At 69.4% G+C, this 20,300-nt stretch carries 24 protein-coding genes and 1 tRNA gene; 3 read left to right on the top strand and 22 right to left on the bottom strand.

What is annotated here, in order from left to right:
* Positions 1-181: 181 nt before the first annotated feature.
* Positions 182-258, top strand: a tRNA-Ala gene (locus tag TR46_RS32125).
* A gap of 68 nt (positions 259-326) precedes the next feature.
* Here the strand turns inward: TR46_RS32125 and TR46_RS32120 are convergent.
* From TR46_RS32120 to TR46_RS32055, 14 genes are all read right to left on the bottom strand, one after another.
* The gene (locus TR46_RS32120) at positions 327-1,559 is read right to left on the bottom strand and encodes a site-specific integrase (RefSeq protein WP_042408811.1); all 1,233 of its coding nucleotides are present in this window, start codon (positions 1,557-1,559) and stop codon (positions 327-329) included.
* Positions 1,556-1,768 carry an excisionase family DNA-binding protein gene (locus TR46_RS32115; protein WP_269084288.1) on the bottom strand — a complete coding sequence of 71 codons (213 nt, stop codon included), beginning with the start codon at positions 1,766-1,768 and terminating at the stop codon, positions 1,556-1,558. The genes TR46_RS32120 and TR46_RS32115 overlap by 4 nt, the downstream gene beginning before the upstream one ends.
* Positions 1,747-3,192 (bottom strand): replication initiator protein RepSA, encoded by a 1,446-nt coding sequence (gene repSA, locus TR46_RS32110; RefSeq protein ID WP_052433276.1) that lies wholly within the window; start codon positions 3,190-3,192, stop codon positions 1,747-1,749. Before repSA ends, TR46_RS32115 begins: the two co-directional genes overlap by 22 nt.
* Positions 3,189-4,730 carry a DNA cytosine methyltransferase gene (locus TR46_RS32105; protein ID WP_042408809.1) on the bottom strand — a complete coding sequence of 514 codons (1,542 nt, stop codon included), beginning with the start codon at positions 4,728-4,730 and terminating at the stop codon, positions 3,189-3,191. Before TR46_RS32105 ends, repSA begins: the two co-directional genes overlap by 4 nt.
* 20 nt (positions 4,731-4,750) lie before the next feature.
* Complete coding sequence (locus TR46_RS43315; protein ID WP_042408806.1) at positions 4,751-4,936, bottom strand: hypothetical protein; 186 nt, start codon at positions 4,934-4,936, stop codon at positions 4,751-4,753.
* Positions 4,933-5,124: a hypothetical protein gene (locus TR46_RS32095; RefSeq protein WP_042408804.1), complete on the bottom strand. Its 192-nt coding sequence runs from the start codon at positions 5,122-5,124 to the stop codon at positions 4,933-4,935. The genes TR46_RS43315 and TR46_RS32095 overlap by 4 nt, the downstream gene beginning before the upstream one ends.
* 97 nt (positions 5,125-5,221) lie before the next feature.
* Positions 5,222-5,509, bottom strand: a complete 288-nt coding sequence (locus TR46_RS32090; RefSeq protein WP_052433275.1) for a DUF4031 domain-containing protein — start codon at positions 5,507-5,509, stop codon at positions 5,222-5,224.
* Positions 5,510-5,511: 2 nt separating this feature from the next.
* The gene (locus tag TR46_RS32085) at positions 5,512-5,850 is read right to left on the bottom strand and encodes a SpdD protein (protein ID WP_152626804.1); all 339 of its coding nucleotides are present in this window, start codon (positions 5,848-5,850) and stop codon (positions 5,512-5,514) included.
* An 18-nt stretch (positions 5,851-5,868) separates the two neighbouring features.
* Complete coding sequence (locus TR46_RS32080; RefSeq protein WP_042408795.1) at positions 5,869-6,060, bottom strand: hypothetical protein; 192 nt, start codon at positions 6,058-6,060, stop codon at positions 5,869-5,871.
* Between the two features lie 12 nt (positions 6,061-6,072).
* On the bottom strand, positions 6,073-6,747 hold the full coding sequence (locus TR46_RS32075; RefSeq protein ID WP_042408792.1) for a DUF2637 domain-containing protein: 675 nt from the start codon (positions 6,745-6,747) through the stop codon (positions 6,073-6,075).
* Positions 6,748-6,816: 69 nt separating this feature from the next.
* A complete protein-coding gene (locus tag TR46_RS32070; RefSeq protein ID WP_042408856.1) occupies positions 6,817-7,008 on the bottom strand; it encodes a hypothetical protein in 192 nt (63 codons plus the stop codon).
* A 5-nt stretch (positions 7,009-7,013) separates the two neighbouring features.
* Positions 7,014-7,289, bottom strand: a complete 276-nt coding sequence (locus tag TR46_RS32065) for a hypothetical protein (RefSeq protein WP_152626803.1) — start codon at positions 7,287-7,289, stop codon at positions 7,014-7,016.
* A 55-nt stretch (positions 7,290-7,344) separates the two neighbouring features.
* Positions 7,345-8,742: an FtsK/SpoIIIE domain-containing protein gene (locus TR46_RS32060; protein WP_042408788.1), complete on the bottom strand. Its 1,398-nt coding sequence runs from the start codon at positions 8,740-8,742 to the stop codon at positions 7,345-7,347.
* A 5-nt stretch (positions 8,743-8,747) separates the two neighbouring features.
* Positions 8,748-9,092 (bottom strand): SCO3933 family regulatory protein, encoded by a 345-nt coding sequence (locus TR46_RS32055; protein ID WP_042408785.1) that lies wholly within the window; start codon positions 9,090-9,092, stop codon positions 8,748-8,750.
* A gap of 300 nt (positions 9,093-9,392) precedes the next feature.
* On the opposite strand from TR46_RS32055, the gene TR46_RS32050 reads away from it, so the two are divergent.
* Positions 9,393-10,517, top strand: a complete 1,125-nt coding sequence (locus tag TR46_RS32050; protein ID WP_236655616.1) for an NsdA family TPR-like regulatory protein — start codon at positions 9,393-9,395, stop codon at positions 10,515-10,517.
* Here TR46_RS32050 and TR46_RS40255 read toward each other — a convergent pair.
* The 4 genes from TR46_RS40255 to TR46_RS41690 all read right to left on the bottom strand — a co-directional run bounded on the left by TR46_RS40255 (position 10,503) and on the right by TR46_RS41690 (position 14,412).
* Positions 10,503-11,540: a GntR family transcriptional regulator gene (locus tag TR46_RS40255; protein ID WP_161790239.1), complete on the bottom strand. Its 1,038-nt coding sequence runs from the start codon at positions 11,538-11,540 to the stop codon at positions 10,503-10,505. The two genes, TR46_RS32050 and TR46_RS40255, sit on opposite strands and share 15 nt — an antisense overlap.
* Positions 11,541-11,663: 123 nt before the next feature.
* Positions 11,664-12,569 (bottom strand): nuclease-related domain-containing protein, encoded by a 906-nt coding sequence (locus tag TR46_RS40250; RefSeq protein ID WP_084719119.1) that lies wholly within the window; start codon positions 12,567-12,569, stop codon positions 11,664-11,666.
* An 855-nt stretch (positions 12,570-13,424) separates the two neighbouring features.
* Positions 13,425-13,622, bottom strand: a complete 198-nt coding sequence (locus tag TR46_RS41695; protein WP_152626802.1) for a hypothetical protein — start codon at positions 13,620-13,622, stop codon at positions 13,425-13,427.
* 259 nt (positions 13,623-13,881) lie between these two features.
* Positions 13,882-14,412 carry a hypothetical protein gene (locus tag TR46_RS41690; protein ID WP_152626801.1) on the bottom strand — a complete coding sequence of 177 codons (531 nt, stop codon included), beginning with the start codon at positions 14,410-14,412 and terminating at the stop codon, positions 13,882-13,884.
* A 534-nt stretch (positions 14,413-14,946) separates the two neighbouring features.
* Here TR46_RS41690 and TR46_RS32030 point away from each other — a divergent pair.
* A complete protein-coding gene (locus TR46_RS32030) occupies positions 14,947-15,258 on the top strand; it encodes a hypothetical protein (protein ID WP_152626800.1) in 312 nt (103 codons plus the stop codon).
* A 45-nt stretch (positions 15,259-15,303) separates the two neighbouring features.
* Here TR46_RS32030 and TR46_RS32025 read toward each other — a convergent pair whose 3' ends face one another.
* From TR46_RS32025 to TR46_RS32010, 4 genes are all read right to left on the bottom strand, one after another.
* Positions 15,304-15,711 (bottom strand): NUDIX hydrolase, encoded by a 408-nt coding sequence (locus TR46_RS32025; RefSeq protein WP_042408844.1) that lies wholly within the window; start codon positions 15,709-15,711, stop codon positions 15,304-15,306.
* Between the two features lie 322 nt (positions 15,712-16,033).
* Entirely contained in the window at positions 16,034-16,540 is a 507-nt protein-coding gene (locus tag TR46_RS32020; protein WP_042408775.1) for a MarR family winged helix-turn-helix transcriptional regulator, read from the bottom strand.
* 64 nt (positions 16,541-16,604) lie between these two features.
* The gene (locus tag TR46_RS32015) at positions 16,605-18,311 is read right to left on the bottom strand and encodes an FUSC family protein (protein WP_042408774.1); all 1,707 of its coding nucleotides are present in this window, start codon (positions 18,309-18,311) and stop codon (positions 16,605-16,607) included.
* A 150-nt stretch (positions 18,312-18,461) separates the two neighbouring features.
* Positions 18,462-20,111 (bottom strand): RICIN domain-containing protein, encoded by a 1,650-nt coding sequence (locus tag TR46_RS32010; RefSeq protein WP_042408773.1) that lies wholly within the window; start codon positions 20,109-20,111, stop codon positions 18,462-18,464.
* Positions 20,112-20,300: the final 189 nt, after the last annotated feature.

Below are 20,300 nucleotides of genomic sequence, written 5' to 3'. Positions count from 1 at the left end.
CCCCAGCCCAACCAGCCCCCGGCGCCCCGACAGCAGCGCCCGCCGTCAACCCCCCTCTTCGACCAGTACGCGGACGAACCCGCCGCGCACCCCCGCGCCGCCAACGAATGACACCCACCCCCACCAGCCCCAAAAGGGGTGCAGGACCACCCGCCCGGACCTGATAGAGTTTCTTCTCGTTGGGGCTGTGGCGCAGTCCGGTAGCGCACCTCGTTCGCATCGAGGGGGCCAGGGGTTCGAATCCCCTCAGCTCCACCAACGTCAGAGGCCCCGCCGAGATCATCGACGGGGCCTCTTTCGCGTCTGCAAGCAGCAAAGTACAGCAACTACTGCGGATCTTCGGCGGAGTCCAGAGACCTGCCGAGCCGCTTCAGCGCCTTCCGTGTCTCGGCAGACGGGACGTGCGTGTAGATCTCCATGGTGACCGCGATCTTGCTGTGCCGAAGGATCTGCATCGCGATCCGGGGGTGCACATCCAAGGCGGCGAGCAGCGAGCCGCACGTGTGCCGGGTGTCGTGCAGCCGGATCACCCGGACTCCCGCCCGCCGGCACCGGGACGTAAACGAGCGGTTGAAGCTGCGCGGGTCGATCGGATTGCCATAGCGCGTGGTGAACACGAACGTGGAGTCCGTCCAGCAGTCGCCGGCAGCCTTCCTCGTGGCGTCCTGCGCGGTCCTCCGCAGCTTCAGCGCGGCGGAGCAGATCCCCGGCAGGGGGAGCGGGGCGGTCGAGGCCTCGGTCTTGGTCTCGTCATGGACCAGCCTCCGGCGAATCCGTTGGAGCTGAGCCTCGATCATCACGATCTCTCGGTCGAGATCCACCGCGTCCCAGCCCATGCCCAGGATCTCGCCCCGCCGCAGGCCCAGGACCAGGATGAGCACGTACGCCGGATACAGCGGGTCACGGTCGCGGCGGGCGGACTCCAGGAACGCGCGTGCCTCCTCAACCGACCACGGGTGCCGTTGCTTCTTGCGCGCTGACCTGACCTTGACCAGGGCCGCCACGTTCTTCGACAGCACTTCCTCGGTGACGGCATTGGTCAGGGCAGAGCGCAGCACCCCGCGGGCGTCCTGGACGGTACGGCGCGAGAGCGTCTGCTCGCAGCATTTGCCCACTGCACAGCAGCGGCGCCGGTCCTCCGGTCGGCGGGCATCCTTGCCCTGAGCGCAGCACTGGCAGGCCTCACCCAGCCTGTTGACCCACTCGCGAACGTCCCGGACGGTCAGCTTGTCGATCCGCTTGGAGCCCAGCCCGGGCACGAGGTACAGCCGGACGTGCATGTCGTAGGTCTCGGCAGCCTTCGGCTTGAGTCCTGGCTCCACCACCTCCCGCAGCCAGTAAGCCAGGTACTCGGCCAGGGTCGGTGAAGCCGTCGCCACCGGTCCCGCCTTGGCGTCACTGTGGAGCCTGAGCCACTTCTCGTGGACCTCGGTGCGGGTCTTGCCGTAGGCGTACTTCCGCTTCCGCTCGCCGGCCGGGGTCGTGACCCAGACGTAGGCGGCGAAGCCGTTGCGGTAGGGGTAGATCGAGCCTTCCTGATTGCCGCGCTTTCCGCTCATGCGAACGCCTCCTCTGCCTCACGGGCGCGGCGTTCGACGTACTCGTCTACCCAGCGGGGCAGGATGCGCCGACTGCGCCCGTCCTTGAGCGAGCGGATCTGTCCGCTGAGCACCAGCATCTTGGTCTTGGACAGGCCGTAGCCGAGCATCTCGGCAACTTCCTCCGTGCTGTACCACTTCCGTTCGATCACGGTCGTGACGGTGGGCAAGGGAACACATCTCCTTCGGAGTTGAGGTTGGCCAGCTCTTCGCGGGCCAGTTGACGCGATTCGGCGAGCTGTTCGGCGATGCCTGCGGCGAGCAGGGATTCGCCAGGGGTGAGTCCGGAGCCGGCGTAGGCCCAGTGCGCGAGCACGAGGGTTTCGGCGTCGGGCAGGTCGTCCAGGTCGGGCAGTCCTTCGGCGAGCAGGCGTTCGCGTAGGTCGGCGTGGGCTTGTTCGGCGCGGAAGTCGGCGCGGATCTGGCGCAGGGCCCCCAGCGTGGTCGAGTAGGACGGGGACTTGCTGGAGAAGTGGCCTCGGAAGCCGAGCATGTGCGACCAGTGCGCGAGCAGCCGGCCGGGGTACCAGGCGTCCAGTTCCCAACAGGTCTCGATCAGTCGGCGGGTGTGGTCGGGCAGGTCGTAGCGGTCCAGCTCCCGCAGTTCCGCGATCCGCCGGTCAATGCTCTCGGTGGCTTCGGCGGACTTGGTGGCGTACTTGGCGACGTAGGACGCCACGGCCTGTTCGGTGATGGCCGAGCCGTCGCCGAACGCCTTGATGGGGCGTACGTCGATCTGCTTGCCCCAGCGCAGCACCAGCGCGGGCAAGTCGCCGGCAGCCTCCAGAGGCACGAAGACGCGGCGCGCGGCCGAGCGGATTGCGCGGTCCAGCAGTCCGACCGTGGCCCAGGTGGGCGGGGTGGTGCTGGCTCCGTCGGGTCCGTCGATGCGGATCACGGCGTGGAAGTGGACGGCACCGCGGCGCTGGTATTCGGCGACCTTCCCGAAGGACACTTTGGCGTGGTCGGCGAACTCGCTGCGGGTTAGGCCGGAAGCCGCTGCGAGTTCGCGGCGGAGGTAGATGGTGAAGCGTCGCCACAGTTCGGGGGCGTGGTTGTTCCACAGCACCGCGTGGGGGTAGTCGTAGCGCTCGGCATCCAGCGGCGTACCGAGCAGTGGATCGGCTTGCGCGTGCTGGCGTCCGCAGCGGCACGGCCCGTGGTCGGGCCGGTTGTGGACCGGCCCGAACGATGGAGCCGTCAGGGTGGCGAACACGCGCGGGTGCGAGCGCACCGTGTCCGGGATGCCTTTGGTGCTGTCGCCGACCAGTCCGGCGCGGATCAGGTGGAAGGTGTCGCCCGCGTAGGTGCGGGCGCAGGAGGGGCAGCGGGAGGCGCGGCGGTTGCCGCAGGCCACCCTCAGCCGGTGGCCGGGTTCGGTGCTGGTGTCGTAGCTGTGCAGAACCTGCCCGGTCGGGGCGTGGAGCAGGGTGCGGAACCCGGACAGGTGAATCGGGTTGGTGCACCCTCCGGTACGCCGCAGTTGGTGGATCAGTTGCGGCAGGTCCCCGCGTGCGGACAAGCGGGCCAGGTCCAGGGTGACCGCCCGTTCGTACTCGCTGCCGCACGCGGGGGCCATCAGGGGTGTGGTCATGCTGCCGTCCGGGGCAGGTCGGTGCCGGTGACGGTCTCGGTCAGGGCGGAGATGAGGACTTCGGCGGCCGGTGGGGTGACGGCGTTGCCGTACTGGCGGACCTTCTCGCGCTTGTTGCCCAGCACGGTGTAGGTGTCGGCGAAGGCCATGGCGCGGCCGATCTCGTCCGGCTCCAGCATCCGGAACAGCACCTCATCCAGCCCCGTGGCCGCAGCACCGGACGCCAGGGCGTAGCGGTCGCGGGTGGTCAGGGTGCCGATCGGATCGGCGGCCGGGCGCGCGGCACCGGTGCTGTAGTACGGCACCAGCAGATTGGCCCAACCGCTGGCCGGGGGCGTGGGTGCGGTGACCAGGCCGTGATGGTTGCCCGAGGCGGTGACGGTGGCCAGGGCATCCAGCACGGGGCGGGCGTCGGAGTTGCCGCCGCGTAGTTCGGCGATGAACGGCAGCCAGGCCAACCCGGTCTCGTTGCGGGCGGTCTGAGTGCGCCACGGATCGGTGGCCGGGGCGGCCTGCTTGCCGTCGCGTCCCTCCACCGGGACCAGCAGCGGCGGGACCGCCAGGGCGTCGTTCTCGCGGGTGGTGCGCGTGGGCATCGGCTCGCCGACCGAGGACGCCTCGGTGCGCCAGGTGCCTCCGGCGGGGGTGAGGACGGGGGTGCCGTAGCGGGCCAGTCCGGCGCGGATGCGGTCCAGGGTCTTGGGCGACAGTTCACGCGGTCGCGCGCCGATCGCGGTTCCCTGGCGGGTCCAGTCGATGGCGGTTGCGGCGGGCAGCGCTGCCGGTTCGACCACCATGTTCCGGCAGGCCACGTTGGGGCAGCGGTAGACGTACTGCTGCCGGTAGCGGCCCATGTCTCCGCCGCGCTTCTTGAACACCTGCACGGCCTTGACGGGGTGTTCGCAGCCGGGGCACCAGGCGGCCGGCCGCAGCCACTTGTCCCAGTCCGGACGCCGACCCAGCGCGGTGCGCCAGTACGCCAGGTACAGGCGGTCCCGGGACTGCGGGCACGGATCGGTGTGCTCCGGCCGCACGTGCATGGAGTTGAGGGCAACGAGCTTGGTGGTGTAGCCCAGGGCGCGGATGTCGCCCACCCAGCGCTCCCAGTCGTGCCAGGCGCGCACGTCCACGACGTTCTCCACCACCCCGGCGGCCACCGGGCGGCCACGTGCGGCAGCGGACTCCAGGTAGCGGGGCACGTCCCACATCAGCGCGCGGGAGCGGTCGGTGGCGGCGTCGGGCAGGGTCTCGCCGAACAGGTCGGGTTGCCGGTCGAAGTCGCGCCGCTTTCCCCGGGCGTTGGACCACTTGGGGCACTCCGGGGAGGCCCAGAACAGGTCAGCGGCGGGGAAGCGGGCCACGTCGGCGTCGTGCAGGTCGCCGATGAAGTGCTCAGCGGCCGGGTGGTTCGCGGCGTGGGAGGCAATGGCCTTGTCCCAGTGGTTGGCCGCGAGCAGCGGCACCACGCCGGGCACGGCGGCGGCCCCGGTCGAGGAGCCACCGGCGCCACAGAAGAAGTCGATCAGGGTCAACGTCATGGCAGGTCAGTCCCTTCGGATCAGCGGCGGCGGTCGGCCGGAGCGGAGGTGGTGTGCTGGTCGGTCCAGTCCTCTGCGCACACCTTGTGGACGGGCTTGGCGCGGTCCGAGCGCAGGTTGGTGGGCTTGTCGCAGATCACGCAGGGCTCGGGGGTGTTGTCCCAGTGCTTGGAGTCGCGCCAGTCCAGGAGGCCCACGGCGCTCACCTGGCCACGAGGACGCGGGCAGGGGCCGGGGCCGGGGCGGGACGGACGCCGGTGCCGCGGCAGTGGCCGCAGGTGACCGGGAAGGTGGGCAGGGTGCCGTCGGTGCGGCGGGTGCCGACGCTCACGGCGACGACGGGGAAGCCGTCGCAGGCGGGGCACAGCGAAACCGGGGTGTTCGAGGCGTGCATGATGGTGCTCTCCTGTCTGTCGGATGTGTTGGGCGGGCGGAGGCTCGGGGCGACCGGTCTTCCTGCCAGGGATTCGGGCGGTCGCCCCGAGGTAGAGCTAGGGGTGTGCGGAGCGGCGAGTGGCCATGAGTGCGGCCAGTCCGTGGCGGTCGATCGGTTGGGCACCGGCGTGCAGTGCGGCGGTGCGCTTGCCGGGGGTCACGTCGTAGTGCCACCGGTAGTCGTTCGGGTGCTGGAACCAGGCGCGGCGCAGGCCGATCCGGTCGGCGAAGGCGTGCAGTTCCTCGCGGGTGTCGGCGGTCAGGTGCGCCCACCGGGTGGTGCGCAGTCCGGCGGCCTTGGCGATGTCGCCGTAGTCGGTGATCTCGTCCACGTAGACGGCCACCGTCAACGGCCCTTGTTCTGCGGCGGGTTGAGCAGGGTCCGCAGGACCACGGCCACCACGGCGATGGACAGGGCGGACACGGCGAAGGCCAGGAGCAGGCCGATGGCGATCAGGCCGATCACGGCGACTCCGCCCACGGCTGCGATGCCGCCGGCGACGTAGGGCGCGATCGAGGAGCGCTGTGCGACCGGGGCCGGGGTGTAGTAGACCGGTGTGGCCGGGGCGTGCTGCTGGCACGAGCAGACCGGGGCCGGGATGGTCGGGGTGTGCTGGGTGGGCAGGCCGGAGGCGATGGTGTAGACGTCGCTGCCGGTGGGGGGCTGGATCGGGCGAAGGCCCATGACAGTTCTCCTTTGGGATCAGTGGTGGGTGTTGACGATCTGGACACCGGAGCGGGTACCGGAGTCGATGGCGGGGGCGAGGAAGGTGTGGGCGAGGAAGAACCCGAACAGGACCAGGGCGACCACCGCCCAGGGGCGGATGCGGAAGAACTTGACGATCAGCCAGGCGACGACGGCCAGGAGCACGACGACGGGCACGTTCACGGTCACGGCGGTTTCTCCTCAGGCGAGTTGGGCGGTAATGGCGTCGGCCAGCGGCGCGGGGACGCCCAGGCGGGTGCGCAGTGCGTCCGGGGTCAGCGGGGTACCGGCGCGGTCGGCGTCGGCGGTGAGCTTGCGGGCCAGGTCCAGCAGCGCGGCCGGGACCTCCACCGCAGGCGGGGCAGGCGAGATCGCGGGCACCGGATCGGGCTCCGGCAGGACCGCCGGGGCGGGGACGTCGTCGCGGTAGACCGAGACGTCCGGCGGGGCCGGGGCATCGAGCAGGGGTGTGTCCGGCTGCGCGGGCGGGGTGGGCTCGGGGTGCGGGGCGTGGGCAAGCAGCGTGCCACCGAGGAACGCGGCGGCGGGCCAGCCGGCGACCAGGATCCGCAGCCACGCGGGGACCGCGTGCAGGTCCAGCAGTCCGGCGGTAGCCACGTTCGCCCCGAGTGAGGCTGTCAACGCGACCAGGAACCAGACCCAGACCAGGCGGACTGCGGTACCGGCGGCGCGGCCCTGTCGCAGGCGTCGCCAGGAGGCGACCAGCAGCAGATCCACCGAGATCGGGTAGGCCCATGCCTTCCAGCCGGACTGTCCGGCCGCGTTGGCGATGTCGTGCAGGTGGGCGAAGGACAGAGCGGCGGCGATCACGGCTTGCACCAGGACCGGATCCACACGGGCGAGCAAGCGGCGCATTGCAGTTCACCTCCAGGGAGTTGGGGCCGGGGCCGGGCGGGAGACGGATCACCGCCCGGTCCTGGCAGATCAGGTTTCGTCGGCGGCGATTCCGGTGCCCCAGCAGGTCAGGCAGGCCCCTTGCTGGTCACCGACGTTGCGGTGCCGCTGGCCGACGCGGACTGTCTTGGGGACCAGGCCCGTGCCCTCGCACGGCTCACACCGGGCGGGTTCGGGGGCCAGCGCGGGCTTCGCGGCGACGCGCTTGCGGGTAGTGGCCATGGCGGTCACGCAGCCTTGGCCAGGCTCACCCGCTGGGCGTCAGCCCAGGTCTGGGTGAGTGCGGCGAACGTGGCGGCGACGTCAGCGAAGCGGCGGGCCGCAGCGACCTGTTCGAGGGCCGGGCGGGTGGTGTCGGTCACGATGGAGAAGCTGTTGGTGTCGTGCACGGCCAGGATCGGCAGCTTGGCCGGTCCGTAGTCGTGGCAGATGATCCACGCTGCGGACTCCAGGGCCACGGAGACGCTCACATACACGGTGCTGTTCCTCTCGGGTTCGGGCATGACTCGGGTAGGGACCTGGCGTGAGGCGGTCACGCCGACCTGGTGCGCGGGGGTGCTAGGCCGCCGAGGCGGGGTCGGGCAGGTACACCGACACGTCGTCCAGCAGGTCATCCACCGGGGCCGGGGGCACCGGGCGGAACGCGTTCAGGGCGGGCAGGTCGGGGACCAGGTGCGCGGTTGCGGCGCAGTGCATGGCGGTCTCGGCAAGCGGCCGGTAGGGGGTGCGGATGCGCTGCCAGCGTCCGGAGGTGTCGCCGGCGATGGCGATGCCCGGCAGTTCCTCCGGCAGGTGCGTGGCGGCGTGCATGGCCTCTTCGGAGACGTCGCCCAGGCCCATGCGGGACGATTCGATGTCGTGGACGCGGTGCACCACCCGGTTGCCGAGCTGGGAGCGCAGGAACGTTGCTCCCTTGCCCAGCTCCGAGCCGAACCGCTGCCCCATGACCTCCACGAACATCCCCGAGGACCGGCCCAACTGCGCGTAGCGGATCAGCAGTTTCACGATCTCGTTGCGGCGTGCCTCGTCGGGCTTGCTGCCCGAGGACAGGAACAGCTCCGCGACCTCGTCCACGATCAGCACCAGCGGCGCCGGTCGCAGCTTGGCCGGCAGGCCCCAGATGTCCGCGGTCACGTCCTCACCGGGGACGATCCGCGGTATGCCCATGTAGGAGCACACCAGGTCAAAGCGGCCGGACATCTCGACATCCACCAGCACGCGCAGCAGGTCAAGGGCCGAGTCCGCATCGGTGGCCAGGGCGGACAGGCGCGGGGCGAAGGGGGTGTGCTCTGCCCCGCGCTTGCAGTCGATCCCGACCACGGCGACGTCCTGTCCGGCCAGACTGTGGAACAGGTTGCGGCCGTACATGGACTTGCCCGACAGGGTCGCCCCAAGGGTCAGCCCATGGGGCATGACCCGGTAGTTGCGCTGGTACACCGCCCCGCGGTCGGTCATCGCGACCGGTATCCGCAGCAGTTCCGCCTTGCCCGCCAGCCGGGCCGGAAGGACCACGCGGCGCAGCACATCGAAGCCGATGATGTGCAGGTCCACCAGGCCGGGACGGACCTCGGAGGCGTGCAGCGAGTGCACCCGCCACGCGGCACGCAGCGCCGGGAGGGCGTCAGTGACGTCCGCCAGGCACTGACCGCGAGCCAGCCGCATCCGCAGCCGGACACCCCGAGTCGTCGGGACCACGGCGCGCAGCTTCGGCGGGGTGGGTCGGACCTCGGTGGCGTCGCCCTGCCGGGCAGCCAGTACCCGCCACATCGCGGGCGAGGTGGTCAGGCCGCAGGCCTCCATGGTGTCGGCCCATCCCCGGTTCACCCGGGCCAGTGCGGCCGGCAGGCCGACCAGCGACCAGTACAGGCGAGGCGCACGCTCTCGGGCGTAGAGCGCTCCGCCGGTAGCGGCAGCAGCCGGAACGCCGGTCTCGATCAGGGCCAGGAGGTCATGCACGACGCTCAGGCCTTCCCGCTGGTGACCTGCGAGGTGACTGCCAGGGCGCGGAACGAGATCCCGTGCCGCTTCTGCCCGTTGAACTCGTTCTCCCAGTCACGGGCCTTGAGCCCGGTCACGGTCACCGGGTGCCCGATTGCCAGGTTCGAGGGGATGCCGGACTCCGGGACGCTCACCGTCAGCAGGTCGGCGGTGCCCTCGTCGGCGATGGTCAGGCCGATCGTCATCATCTTGGCCTTGGTCTCACGGTCGATCGCGATCTCACCGGTCTCCCGGTTGACCACCTTGTGTGTCGGGGGGACCGCCACGAACACGAAGGCGGTCGAGAGGTCAATCTTGAAGGAAGGCATCTGCCAACTCCCTGAGTCGAAGCACTGATCTGACGTGGTTGGTGCGTCGTGCTTGCGGAGCGCGTGCGCGGAGGCGATCTAGCTTGTAGCTAGACGTCTAGTTACAGGTTACGCGCACCGGATTCGCCGTCAAGAGGGTCTTCTTGATCCTTGGCGATCCCGTCCGCCGATACTTCGAGTTTGCCCCGACTGACCTGCGGATATAACGGAGCAGGCCCGGACAACGGCGGACTGTCCGCCTTTTGACGGACCAACAGGTCACAATGAATGGACCGTCGTTGCACTCGGAGGTGCCACGAGATGACTGCACTGGCAGACGCGATATCGGCCCGGCGCTTGAAGAAGGTCGTGCTGGTCAGCAAGCTGAAGAGTGCAGCCCGGGCCCGCAGTATCGCCATCGCGAGTGACGCCAGCCTCGAACGGATGATCCGGGAATGGCAGGCCGGCCGCAGGCCCCTGGTCGGCGACTACCTCACCCTGTTCTGCGACGTCCTGGAGATGTCCGCAGCAGAGCTGGGCTCGCTTCCCGAGGACGAACCTCCCGAGGCGGATCTTGACGACGCGATGGCCCTTACTCGGGAGCTGTTCGCCGCCACCACTCTCGATCGATCAATGGTCACACTGTTCGAGGCGCAGACCGAGAACCTGCGCCAGCAGGACCGACGACTTGGAGCCCAACTGCTGCTACCGCAGACTCGCGCGCATGTCGCCCAGATGGAGACCCTGCTTCGCCACGGAGTCTCTCCAGGCACGCGTCAGCCCGTCGCGGCAGCACTGACCGAAGCGGCAGCACTGGCGGGCTGGCAGGCTCTCGACCTCGGTCAGTACCGGGCCGCTTGGGAGCTTCACGAAGTTGCTAAGGGCGCGGCTCGGGAAGCCGAGAATGCCACGCTGCTTGCGCATGTGACGGCCCAACAAGCTTACGTGCTACTGGACTTGGGACAGTCAGCTCATGCTGTCGAGTTGATGACACACGCGCACGCAGCAGCCGGCCAGAAGCTTCCAGCGCTCATGCGGGCATGGATGCACGCAGCCGAGGCCGAAGCCCATTCGGCGACGGGCAACGTCTCGGCAACCCTTCTCGCCTTTGACGCAGCTACCTCGGTGCTGCCCGACGATCCAGAGGACCCGGATCTGCCCTTCCTGTTCCTCGCGGCACCGCACCTTGCCCGATGGCGGGGCAACTGTCTTGCACGTCTGGGCTTGGACGAAGCGATCACCGACCTGACCCGGGCTCTGGAGACCATGGAGAGGGGATTCACCCGAGCAGAAGCCGGATTGCGCTGCGATCTGGCACTGGCGCTGTCCGTGCGCGGGGAAGCCGACGAGTCGCGGCGTCAAGCCGAGCAGGCGAAGGACCTTGCGGCGTTGACAGGGTCAGCCCGGCAACGCCGCCGGATCGCACAGCTTCTAGAGGCTGCCTGACGGCTCTCGTACGGTCTGTCCGGCCAGCAGGTACAGAAGTGCGATCAACGCCCCCGAGTTGGCGATCTCACCACGGGCGATCAGGCCCGGAATCTCTGAGAGTGGAACCCACGCCGTCTTCTGCGATTCGTTCACCTCAGTGGGCTCCGCCACGTATTCCACGCCCCGCACGACGAAGACATGGTGCGGGCTGGCTACGGTGCCGATCATCGGTTCAAAGCTGACGACGTGCTCGACTTCACCGATCGGGCGGTATCCCGTCTCTTCTAGGATCTCCCGCACAGCAGTGTCCTTCGGGTCTTCGCCGTCTTCCACCACTCCTCCCGGAAGCTCCCAGTTCCAGGTGTCCGAGACGAAGCGGTGTCGCCACATCATGAAGACCCGGCCCTGATCATCGAGCATGGCCGCCATGGCAGCCGGCGGGAGGTAGACCTTGTGATGGTCGAACCGCTCTCCGTCCGGGGTTTGAATGTCGGCCTGAGTGACCGTCACCCAGTAGTTCTCATAGATCGGCCGTTCGCCGTGGACTTGCCATGCAGTTGAACGGTCGCCGTCATCGTGGAAGTTCGGCGGCTCGGTCACGATGTAGCCCTTACCCTGCTCACTGCGCGCCAGGCCGGCCCGCTTCAACTCCGCGAAGGCAGCGCGAGCAGTTGTCCGGGAGACGTCGAATCGACTGCATACCTCAGCCTCCGAGGGCAGCGAGTCGCCCGGACGAAGTCGACCCGCTGTGATCTGCTGTCGCAGCGCAGTCGCCACCTGCTCATGCTTGGTACCCACTGCGATTCCCCCCGCTTGATCACTGACGAAGCGCCCACGACCGTGCACGGTGCGCAGCAGGCCCCGCTCTTCGAGATCCGCCAGCGCGCGACGTACTGTCTCGCGTGCCACTCCGTAGCGCTTCGCAAGATCGCTTTCGGCTGGAAGTGGGAGCGCGGCAGGGTACGTCCCGCCTTCGATCTCACCGCGTAGCGACTCCGAGATGTCCCGGTAGCCGATCCGCTTGGCTCTGCTGTCCGTCAAGTCTTCCCTCCGCCGTCTGTCCCATGGGCAAGGGTAGGCTGCCCAGCGACTCCGGAGTACACCCCTCACGGACTTCGGCCGAAGGCTGCCCATACCGCGGTGCAGCTCTCCCAGGCGGGCGACTCAACTTCTCCGCTGCCGTCCGGCCGACTTCCATACGTCCCGTCGCCGAGCCACCTCGAACACCGCTGAGACCCGGTGCGCCGGAGCGATCAGAACGGGCAGGCCGGACAGAAGCTTGTCGATCTCTGGCCCCTCGGTGACCAACACGCGAGGCGGCTCCTTACCACTAAGAGTGATCGACTGCGCACCGACGATGGCGAGCACGGGGCGGACCGGAACCTCCCATCCGCACCAGCTCCGGAGCACCGTTGCCACACGCTCCGCCTCAGCCAGGCTCAACTTCACATGATCCGTATTCCGGTTGTTGACCCGGAGCATCCCACCCCCGACCCATATGCGGGCGTCCGCATGGTGTTTGGCATTCACCGTGAAGACCCCAGCCGGCCCGATGACCAGATGGTCTATGTCGGCTCCGCTCGGCCATTGAACGGCGTGGAGAACATGCCAGGCACGCTCATCAAGACGGGCGAGCGCGTCACCAACGACTTGTTCCCCCGTGAATCCGGCACGCCAAGAGTCGGTTCCTGGAACCGAGAGATCCAGAGTGCGTGCAACCCAGCGAACGAACGCGCTCCGCTCCCGCTCCTTCTCGCGTACCTTCTGCTCCACCGCAGCTCCGGGTAGGTTGCGGGAGAGATCGTTCTCTGGTGTCAGCGGAGAGAGCGGCGGAATGGAGACAGGGAGGGGAGGGCAAGGGGGTGGCTGCTGAGTTGATGTCCAGTTGTGCGACCGTAACCACTCCGCGATCGCTGCCCGTGCCGCAGCTTCGAACCCGGGCACCGTCATGTGCGTCTCGCCACTCTGGAGATCGAACCAGGCAACCGAGGGCCCCTGTCGTCCCTTGCGGTTGACGTACAGCCGGTCCTTACCGCTCTTCTGCCAGCGGTTCACAACCAGATCGTCCATGCGTGCCACCCCCGGATCACAGCAGCCTTGGCCTACATGAACACGTCCCCTTCGGCTCGACAAGAGGTCGACAGGCCAAGGACGGCATCAGTCCCGGCCCCAGAGCCAGGGTGATGACTTTCGCTACTTCATCAAGGCACCCGGCGTCGCTACCGCTCCGCCGGGCGCGCGACTCGGCGCGCTCGCGCCTCGCTCTGTCTTCGCCCCGCGTGGCGCGGCTCGCCGGCCGCGCGCCCGCTGGATAGGCCGAGGCCATGAATCGCGAACCATCGACCAGCAGCCGGCCGAGACGATGCCTCCGGCGGGGGCACTCCGGCTCCGGGATGGCCCAGGAGGATCAGCGGGTACCGGTCCATCGTGGCTGATGAGGGAGGCTCCCATCCCGCCCGCCGTCGTCCCAGGCAGAGCCGAGCAGCCTTGCCCCCTGGTGTCCAGGTCGGTCGTCCAGTGGGGCGCTCCACCTGGACACCAGGGGGCAAGCCCGCTCCACCGAGGTGTGGGACGACGGCAGACGGGATGGGAGCGCAAACGGTCGTGGTTCTGGTGGTGCGAGTGCGCCCGCAGGGTTGGTTGAGGTTCAGAGCGACCACGGTGACCGTTGATGATCTAGCCCACATGGCAGGCCAAGACGGCGTGAAGGTAGTGTTGTCTTTGTCGCCTACGCGGGTAGCGATCGAGGACGTGGGCAGGATGTCCTAGACAGAACGTCTAGCTTCGGGTCCAATATCGTCTACCTACCGGTCACGTACGTGGTCGGCCGAGGGGCAAAGGGAGAGGGGTGAAAGGCCAATGGCCCTCCACCCCTCGTTGGTTACGCACCAGTCAGATAGCTGCAACTATCTGGCAAGATCCGCGTCACGCACTGGCAGTCTCTTCACCAGTCGCGCGGCTCGGAACCCGGTAGGCGCACTCGCCCTTTCGGTCGACGCACGGAGGGAAGGTCTTCCCCATCTCGTGCCGGGTGACCACGCCGTACTGGTCCTCGTAGTGCCGGGTCTCCGGCACCCGCTGTCCCGTCTTCCAACTTCCGTTGGGACCCTTGGGCCTGTTCATAAGGCAACACTTCCTTCTTCGGGATGAACATGACTTCTGTGACTGACCTCAGCACGTGGAGGGCCTCGTCCGAAGCCGACGGGCCCACCTACGCAGAATGCGCATGCGGGGGAGCTTGGTTCGAACTGCGGACAGAGTCGGGCGCAGGAGCGGTCTGCATGGAGGCCGACGGTTCGATCTCCGGATACTCGGGCGTGCCTTGCTGCGCCGATTGCGGTACGCCCTGGAGTCCCAGATAGGGCCGCGAAGAGAAGCCCCGTCAACGTCCACCACCCGTGTCTGACCGCTGCTCAAGCACTTCGGTTTGTACCGCTATCGGCAGTACCCATGAACCGTCTGACATGCGTGACACCCGACCGGCCTTCATGGCGCGGTGGTAGGCCATGGTGATCGCAGAGTCCGGGGTCCTCCATTCGGGATCCACCCAATCTCTGCGCTTCCACTCCTGTCGGATCTCCCGCATGCGCATCGGGCGATTCGCATCGGCTAGTACGCTCACGGCACGATCCGTAGTCGATAGACCACTTCTCGGAGCGGTGGTGGCGCCTCTGGCATCATGCCGCGCCGATCGAACCGGCTCATCGTTCAGCGGGGGCCTTGCCCGCTCGATGGACTCAGGCTGCGGCTCGTCTGGTCTGCCGCTCATGGATTCGATCATCGACCGGATGCCGAAGACACCCCTGCGCAGAACCTCCACCCTGTGGCGAGCAGCGATCAGCGCGTCCTCGGCCTCGGCGAGGTCTCGTTCCGCCGTGGCCAGGAGCGTACGAAACTGCTCAGCCTCATCCACACCTGCAGCCTACCCATGCGCAACGCGTTCGTAAACACGTTTGCAGTTGTGAAGATCTCAACTTCCCATGATCGTTCGCTGATTCGATGGAATCGGGGCCGCCAAACCCAGTGCATCCATGGCAAATGTAGCTCACTGCAAGATTATAATTACTCTGAGTCACAGTATGTAGCAGGTGGGCGTTTGTTCGAGTGATTGGTTCAGACCTCTCGTTCGCGCTGGGTGAGGCCGTGTGGCAGGTGTACTCGGGCGCCTGTGGCGCTGGTAGCTGTACAGCACGGAAGTACAGCAACCGTGTCGACCGCAGCCGACCCGCCCCGACCGCAGTAGCGTGGCCGACCTGGACGGGAGACCCCAGCGACCGAACTGCCGGTAGTTCGCATCGAGGGGGCCAGGGGTTCGAATCCCCTCAGCTCCACCAACCCGGGATCCCGGTCAGACGACGAACCGTCTGACCGGGATCCCGGCGTTTGGGCGTCGCTGCGGTGGGCCGTGAGGCCGGAGGCCTGGTCGGGGGAGGGGGCAGAGCGGCACATGGGAGACGCGATCCTTGTCGCGGTGGCGTGCGCCCTCATGCTCCTGGGTGTGGTCGTCAAGTGGCGGGAGCGGGCCGAGGACCGCGCCGGTGCGCGGCGCACCTCCTCGTCGTTCCCCTTCGCGTGGAACCTCTTCCTGGGGCTGGCGATGCTCTGCGGCAGGCTGCCCCACCTGGCCGGTGCCTCCCACGAAGTCGTCGCTGTCCGCGATCCGCTCAGCGCCCTGCTCGCGCTCATCGCCGCCGTTCTCGCCTTCCGGGGCTTCCGGCGCGCATTCGCTCTGAAGAGGCAGCGAAGCTCCTTGAGCTGAGCCGCCTCTCCCATCGGTCGTAGCCGTGACCGCGCATCCGTACCGTCAGGGCAGCTGCCCGTCCTCGTGGAGTGCGTCGAAGACCATCCGGTCGGCCGGTGAGACCCGGTCCCGTCGGCCGTAGTCGAACCAGGCCATCTCGGCGATCTCGTGAGCCGGGGCCAGGTCGCCGCGGTGGTCGGCGGTGTAGCAGATCATCCGGAACTCGACGCGGCCGCTGACGCGGTCCCGTGTCTCGAACGTGCCGAAGTGGACCATGGTGTCCGCGACGACGGCCGCCTGGAGTTCCTCGTCGATCTCTCGCACCAGCGTCTCGGCGTCGCTCTCGCCCGGCTCCCGCTTCCCGCCGGGGAAGTAGAACAGCTCCCGGCCCTTGTTGCGTGTCACCAGCACGCGGCCGTCCCGTACCAGGACCCAGGCCACCTTCTCGGGCACATCTCCCGTCGCATCCATGCGCGGGACCATACCAAGCGCCCTCGGTACGCCGATCACGCTTCCGGAGCCGCTGGGCATCTCGGTCCCATTGTCTTGTTCCAGCAGTACCCGGAAGACCAGCGCTGAGTGACCGTCACCTTCGGGGCACCGTCACCTTCGGGGCCGGGTGCGGTAGGTCACATCGCGGACCGGGTCGGGTGGGAACACCGGTGGCTGGTTGACCGTTCTACTAACCGTGGGTGCGGGTACGGGAATCACCGCCCACCACGATCTGCCCCGGCTGGCCTCCCCCGTCCAGCCGGGGCTTCCCTTTGCTCCGGGCGCGACGGAGCCGGACTCCTCAGTACGGCAGCAGACTGCCGAGGCGGCCCTCCAGAACCGACAGCAACTCGCTGAGCCCCTCGGAGAGTTCGCCCTGCCGCTGCTCGCCGATCCCGGAGAGCAGCGAGCGCTCGTACGCGAGCTGCTCGGGCAGCAGGCGGTCGATCAGGTCGCGGCCCTCGTCGGTGAGGGAGAGATGGACGACGCGGCGGTCGCGGGCGTCCTGGCGGCGTTCGACCAGGCCGCGGTCGGCCAGCAGCCGGACCCGCTTGGTGACCGCGGCGCCCGAGGCGAAGGTCTCCCGGGCGAGCCGACCGGGTGTCAGATCGCGGTCCACCCGGCGGAGCGTGCCCAGGATGTCGAACTCGGGGCGGGTGAGGCCGACGCCGGTGAGCGGCGCGTCCGCGGCCTGCTGGAGCAGGGCGGAACAGCGGTTGACCCGGCCGATCAGGGCCATCGGGGCGGTGTCGAGCTCAGGGTTCAGCCGGCGCCACTGCTGCAGTACCGCTTCGACCACGTCGTCCATGCCGACGCTCCTCCCGCCTCGCCCGGCGGCCGGACCCGCCCGGCTGCCGATCCTACGCGCCTGCTCAGGCGGCCACCGGCGGCACGGCGCGCACGGCCAGGGCCGGGTCGAGCCGGCGGCTCAGCTCGGCCAGCACCGGGTGGCCCTGCCGCTCGGCCTCGGCGATCCGCTCCTCGGGGACGGCCCGCTGCCGCCACTCGCCGCGCGCCGCCTCCGCCGTCTCGCGCAGCTCGACCAGGGCATTGACCAGCCGGTCCCTGGCCCAGCCCAGCTCGTGCCCGCTCACCCCGGCAGCCGGGGCGTCCAGCAGTCGGGCGGCCTCGGCGCGGGTGGCCGCGACCGCGGCCAGGGCCTGTTCGGCCCGGTCAGAGACCCGACGGTCGGTGATCAGCAGGCAGCTGGCGATCCCCACCGCCGCGCCCACCACGGTGTCCAGGGCCCGGTCCGCGACCAGTTGGCCGGCCGGCTGCACCTGGGCGAACTGGACCATCAGCAGCGCCATCGGGGTGACGAACACGGTGCCCAGCCAGTAGCCGCGGCTGATCGTCGCCTCCGCGCCGAACTGGCAGGCCAGTGCGGCCAGCACCAGGGCCAGTGCCCCGATCCGGGTGACCGGCAGCAGTACGGCGAACAGGAGCAGGCCGATGACATTGCCGAGCACCCGGTTGAGCGCCCGGTTCCAGCTCAGGGTGGTGCTGGCCTGGAAGACCGAGGCGGCGGTGACCACGGCCCAGTAGGGGCGGCCGACGCCGAGCTCCATCGAGGCCCAGCCCGCCAGCGCGCACCCGAGGGCCACCCGGGCGCCGGCCGTCAGCAGTGGCGAACCGGGGCGGAGCGCTGCCGGCAACCGTCGCGTGCCACCTGCGCTGGGCGCACTGCGGTGCAGACGGACACCGCCCGGGCGTTCGCCGTGCAGCCCCGCCAGCTCGCCGGCCTCCGCCCCTGCCAGCTCGGCGGCCTCCGCCCCCGTCGGCGCGAGGTCCGGCAGCGGACCCTTCCGCCGCAGCGCGCGGGCCCAGCGCCGCAGTTCCCGGGGGTCGGCCGTGCCCGACCCCGCGCGGACCAGCAGCAGTTCGAGTCGGCCGCGGTCGGCGGTCGCCGCTGCGGTGCGGGTCGGCACCAGCAGCACGGTGCGCCAGGCCGCGGCGGCCGAGGCCGTCCTGGCGGCGGGCGGCGCCCCCTGCGCGGCGGCCGCGTCCAGCGCCCGGGCGACCGCATGCCGCTGCGGCCCCTGCGGCCGCACCAGGCCGGGCGCCATGCAGACCAGCCAGGCCAGGGCGCCGGTGGCCAGGGTGAGCGCGAGGTGCGCCGGGACCTCGCCCATCCGCTGTGGGACGAAGACGCAACTGGCGGCGATGAAGGTGGGGATCAGATTGGCCGGGGGCCCGATCCTGGTGGCGTCGCAGACGGTCTTGTGCGCCGCCGCGAGCAGAGCGGCGACGGCGACCCGGACCACGGTGGAGTCGGTGGCGGCGGCGGTCCCGAGGGCGATGCCGACGCTGGCGGCCATACCGAGGACGACCCAGCCGAGGGTGCGGGCCCGGGCCGCGTAGGGCAAACCGTGGGCGTAGAGGGCGCAGAGTCCGCCGGCCGAGGTGTAGAGCGCCAGGTCCAGCCGTCCCAGCGCGAGCAGCAGCAGGTCGGCGATACCGAGGGCGACCACGGCGCTGAGCGCCTGCCGGTGCCAGCCGGCGGCGGGGCGGTTCAGCCGCAGCGCGCTGCGCACCGGCAGCTGTCGTACCGGTCGGAGGGTTCCCGTCTGTGTCGCCATGCTGTCAATGTTAGCAGGTAATTTACTCGTGAAATATATCGTCCGATCCGAGCGCGGAGCCGCACCGGGAAGCGCGGAGCGCGAACGGAGCGGGACCGGCCGGGTGGTTCCCGGCCGTCCCCGCCCCATCCCCGCAGCTGCCGCTGACGGTCAGCCGTGCAGGTGGACGATGCCGAGCTTGGTCAGCTGCCACAGCTGGCCGGCCGCGCCGGTGTCCGGCTGCAGCTGGGTGAGCGGGTCGCCGGAGGAGTCGGCGGCGGGGCCCGCGGTCGCGACCATCGCCGTGCTCAGCGAGCTGGCGACCTTGTAGAGACCGTTGCCCGCCGACTCCAGCACCCAGTGCTGGGCGCCGGTGCCGTTGCAGGTCCATTGCCGCAGCTGGGTGCCGGCGGCCGTGGAGGCGTTGGCCGCGTCCAGGCACATGGACCTGTTGCCGCTGAAGTTCAGCGTGTAGCTGCCGTCGGACTGGGCCTCGAAGACGAAGGACTGGTTCAGCCCGCCGGTCGCCGGATAGGTGATGGCCACCCGGCCCTTGGTGCTGTCGCCGTAGGTCCCGCCGCCGGAGAGGTCCAGCACATTGCCGCTGCTGTGGTTGCTGAGCTGGAACCAGGCGCCGTCGTCAGGGGCGTCGGCGAACGGCTGACCGGCCGTCAGCGGTTCGATGGTGGTGCCGTCGCCCTGTTCCAGGGTGCAGTAGGCCTCCTGCTGGGCGGGCGCGCCGTAGAACTCGGCCAGGCAGGCGCCCTCGCCCCGGTAGCCGGCCACCCGCAGGTGGAACGACTGCCGGATCTCGTTCTCGCACAGGCCCAGGATGCCGATGGAGTAGTCGCAGCCGTTGCGGGTGTTCTCGCTGAGGTCGATCACGTCACCGTTGGTGTACTCGTAAGGCGAGGTGGTCATCTCGGCGCAGACCTCGTGGCCGTAGCTGACCCGGCGCTGGTCCAGGAAGCGCACCCCGGGCACCGCCTCGGCCGCCGTCCGCAGTGCGTCGTCCAGTTGCGGGACCACCCAGTTGTGGCCCCAGGCCAGGTCCTCGGGGAAGGCAGGGCAGCCCTGGGCGACCTTGTCGGCGTAGCTGTTGCTGCGGATGTCCGGGGTGATCGGGCTGAAGTAGGACTGCATGACCAGCTGGTAGTCGCCGTCCGCGTAGCCGGCCGTGCGCATGGTCTGCCGGACGTCGGTGAGCGCAGCCTCGATCTTGGGGATCACCGCCTTGGCCCGGGCGGCGATGGTCGCGCTGCCGATGGTGTCGCGGCAGCCGGTCGACTGGGGGATCGGGAAGTACTGCCCGAGGCAGCTCTCCATGATTCCGCTGAAGTCGAAGTCGTCGTTGGCACCGATGGTCACCACGACCATCTTCACCTGGTACGTCGCCGCGGTCCGGGCCAGCTGGACGTCCTGCTTGGCCTCGCCGAAGTCGCCGCTGCCGCCGCCGGTGACCTTCGCCAGGGCCGGTTCGCTGACCAGGTCGCCGGTCTGCGCGCCGGAGCAGGCCAGGTCGACGCCGGTGACGCCGGGCAGTCCGGTGTCGTAGATCTCGGACTGCGGGTGGCGGTGGCAGTAGTTGGTCGGCCCGTCGGTCCCGGCGGTGTAGCCGTCATTGGTATCGGTGCCGGCGCCCTCCCCGGAGATGGCGCTGTCGCCCAGGGCGACGATCGCGGGGGTGCGGGCCGCGGCGGCGGCCGGTGCGACAGCCGGGGCGGCGGCCGAGGCCGGGCCCGGGATGCCGCTCAGGGCGAGGGCCGCGAACAGGCAGGACGCGGCGAGGGCGGCGGTACGGGGCAGGACTGATCTGGTCACGCGTGGCTCCTCTGGGTGCAGGGGACACCCCCCGGCTGGGGGCCGGGGGGTGGGCGTGCGGAGCGGGAGAACAGCGTCGATCAGTGCCAGATGCTAGGTACCGGCTGGTAACAAAACAAGAGCAGTGCTCATATTTTTTGAACATGCCAATCGGGGCGGCCGGGCGGGCTTCCCGCCTCCGCCGCCCGG

The organism is Streptacidiphilus carbonis, assembly GCF_000787775.1.
Classification (GTDB): domain Bacteria; phylum Actinomycetota; class Actinomycetes; order Streptomycetales; family Streptomycetaceae; genus Streptacidiphilus; species Streptacidiphilus carbonis.
Note: the sequence above shows the minus strand (reverse complement) of the source record. Positions and strands in the feature narration are given on the sequence as shown.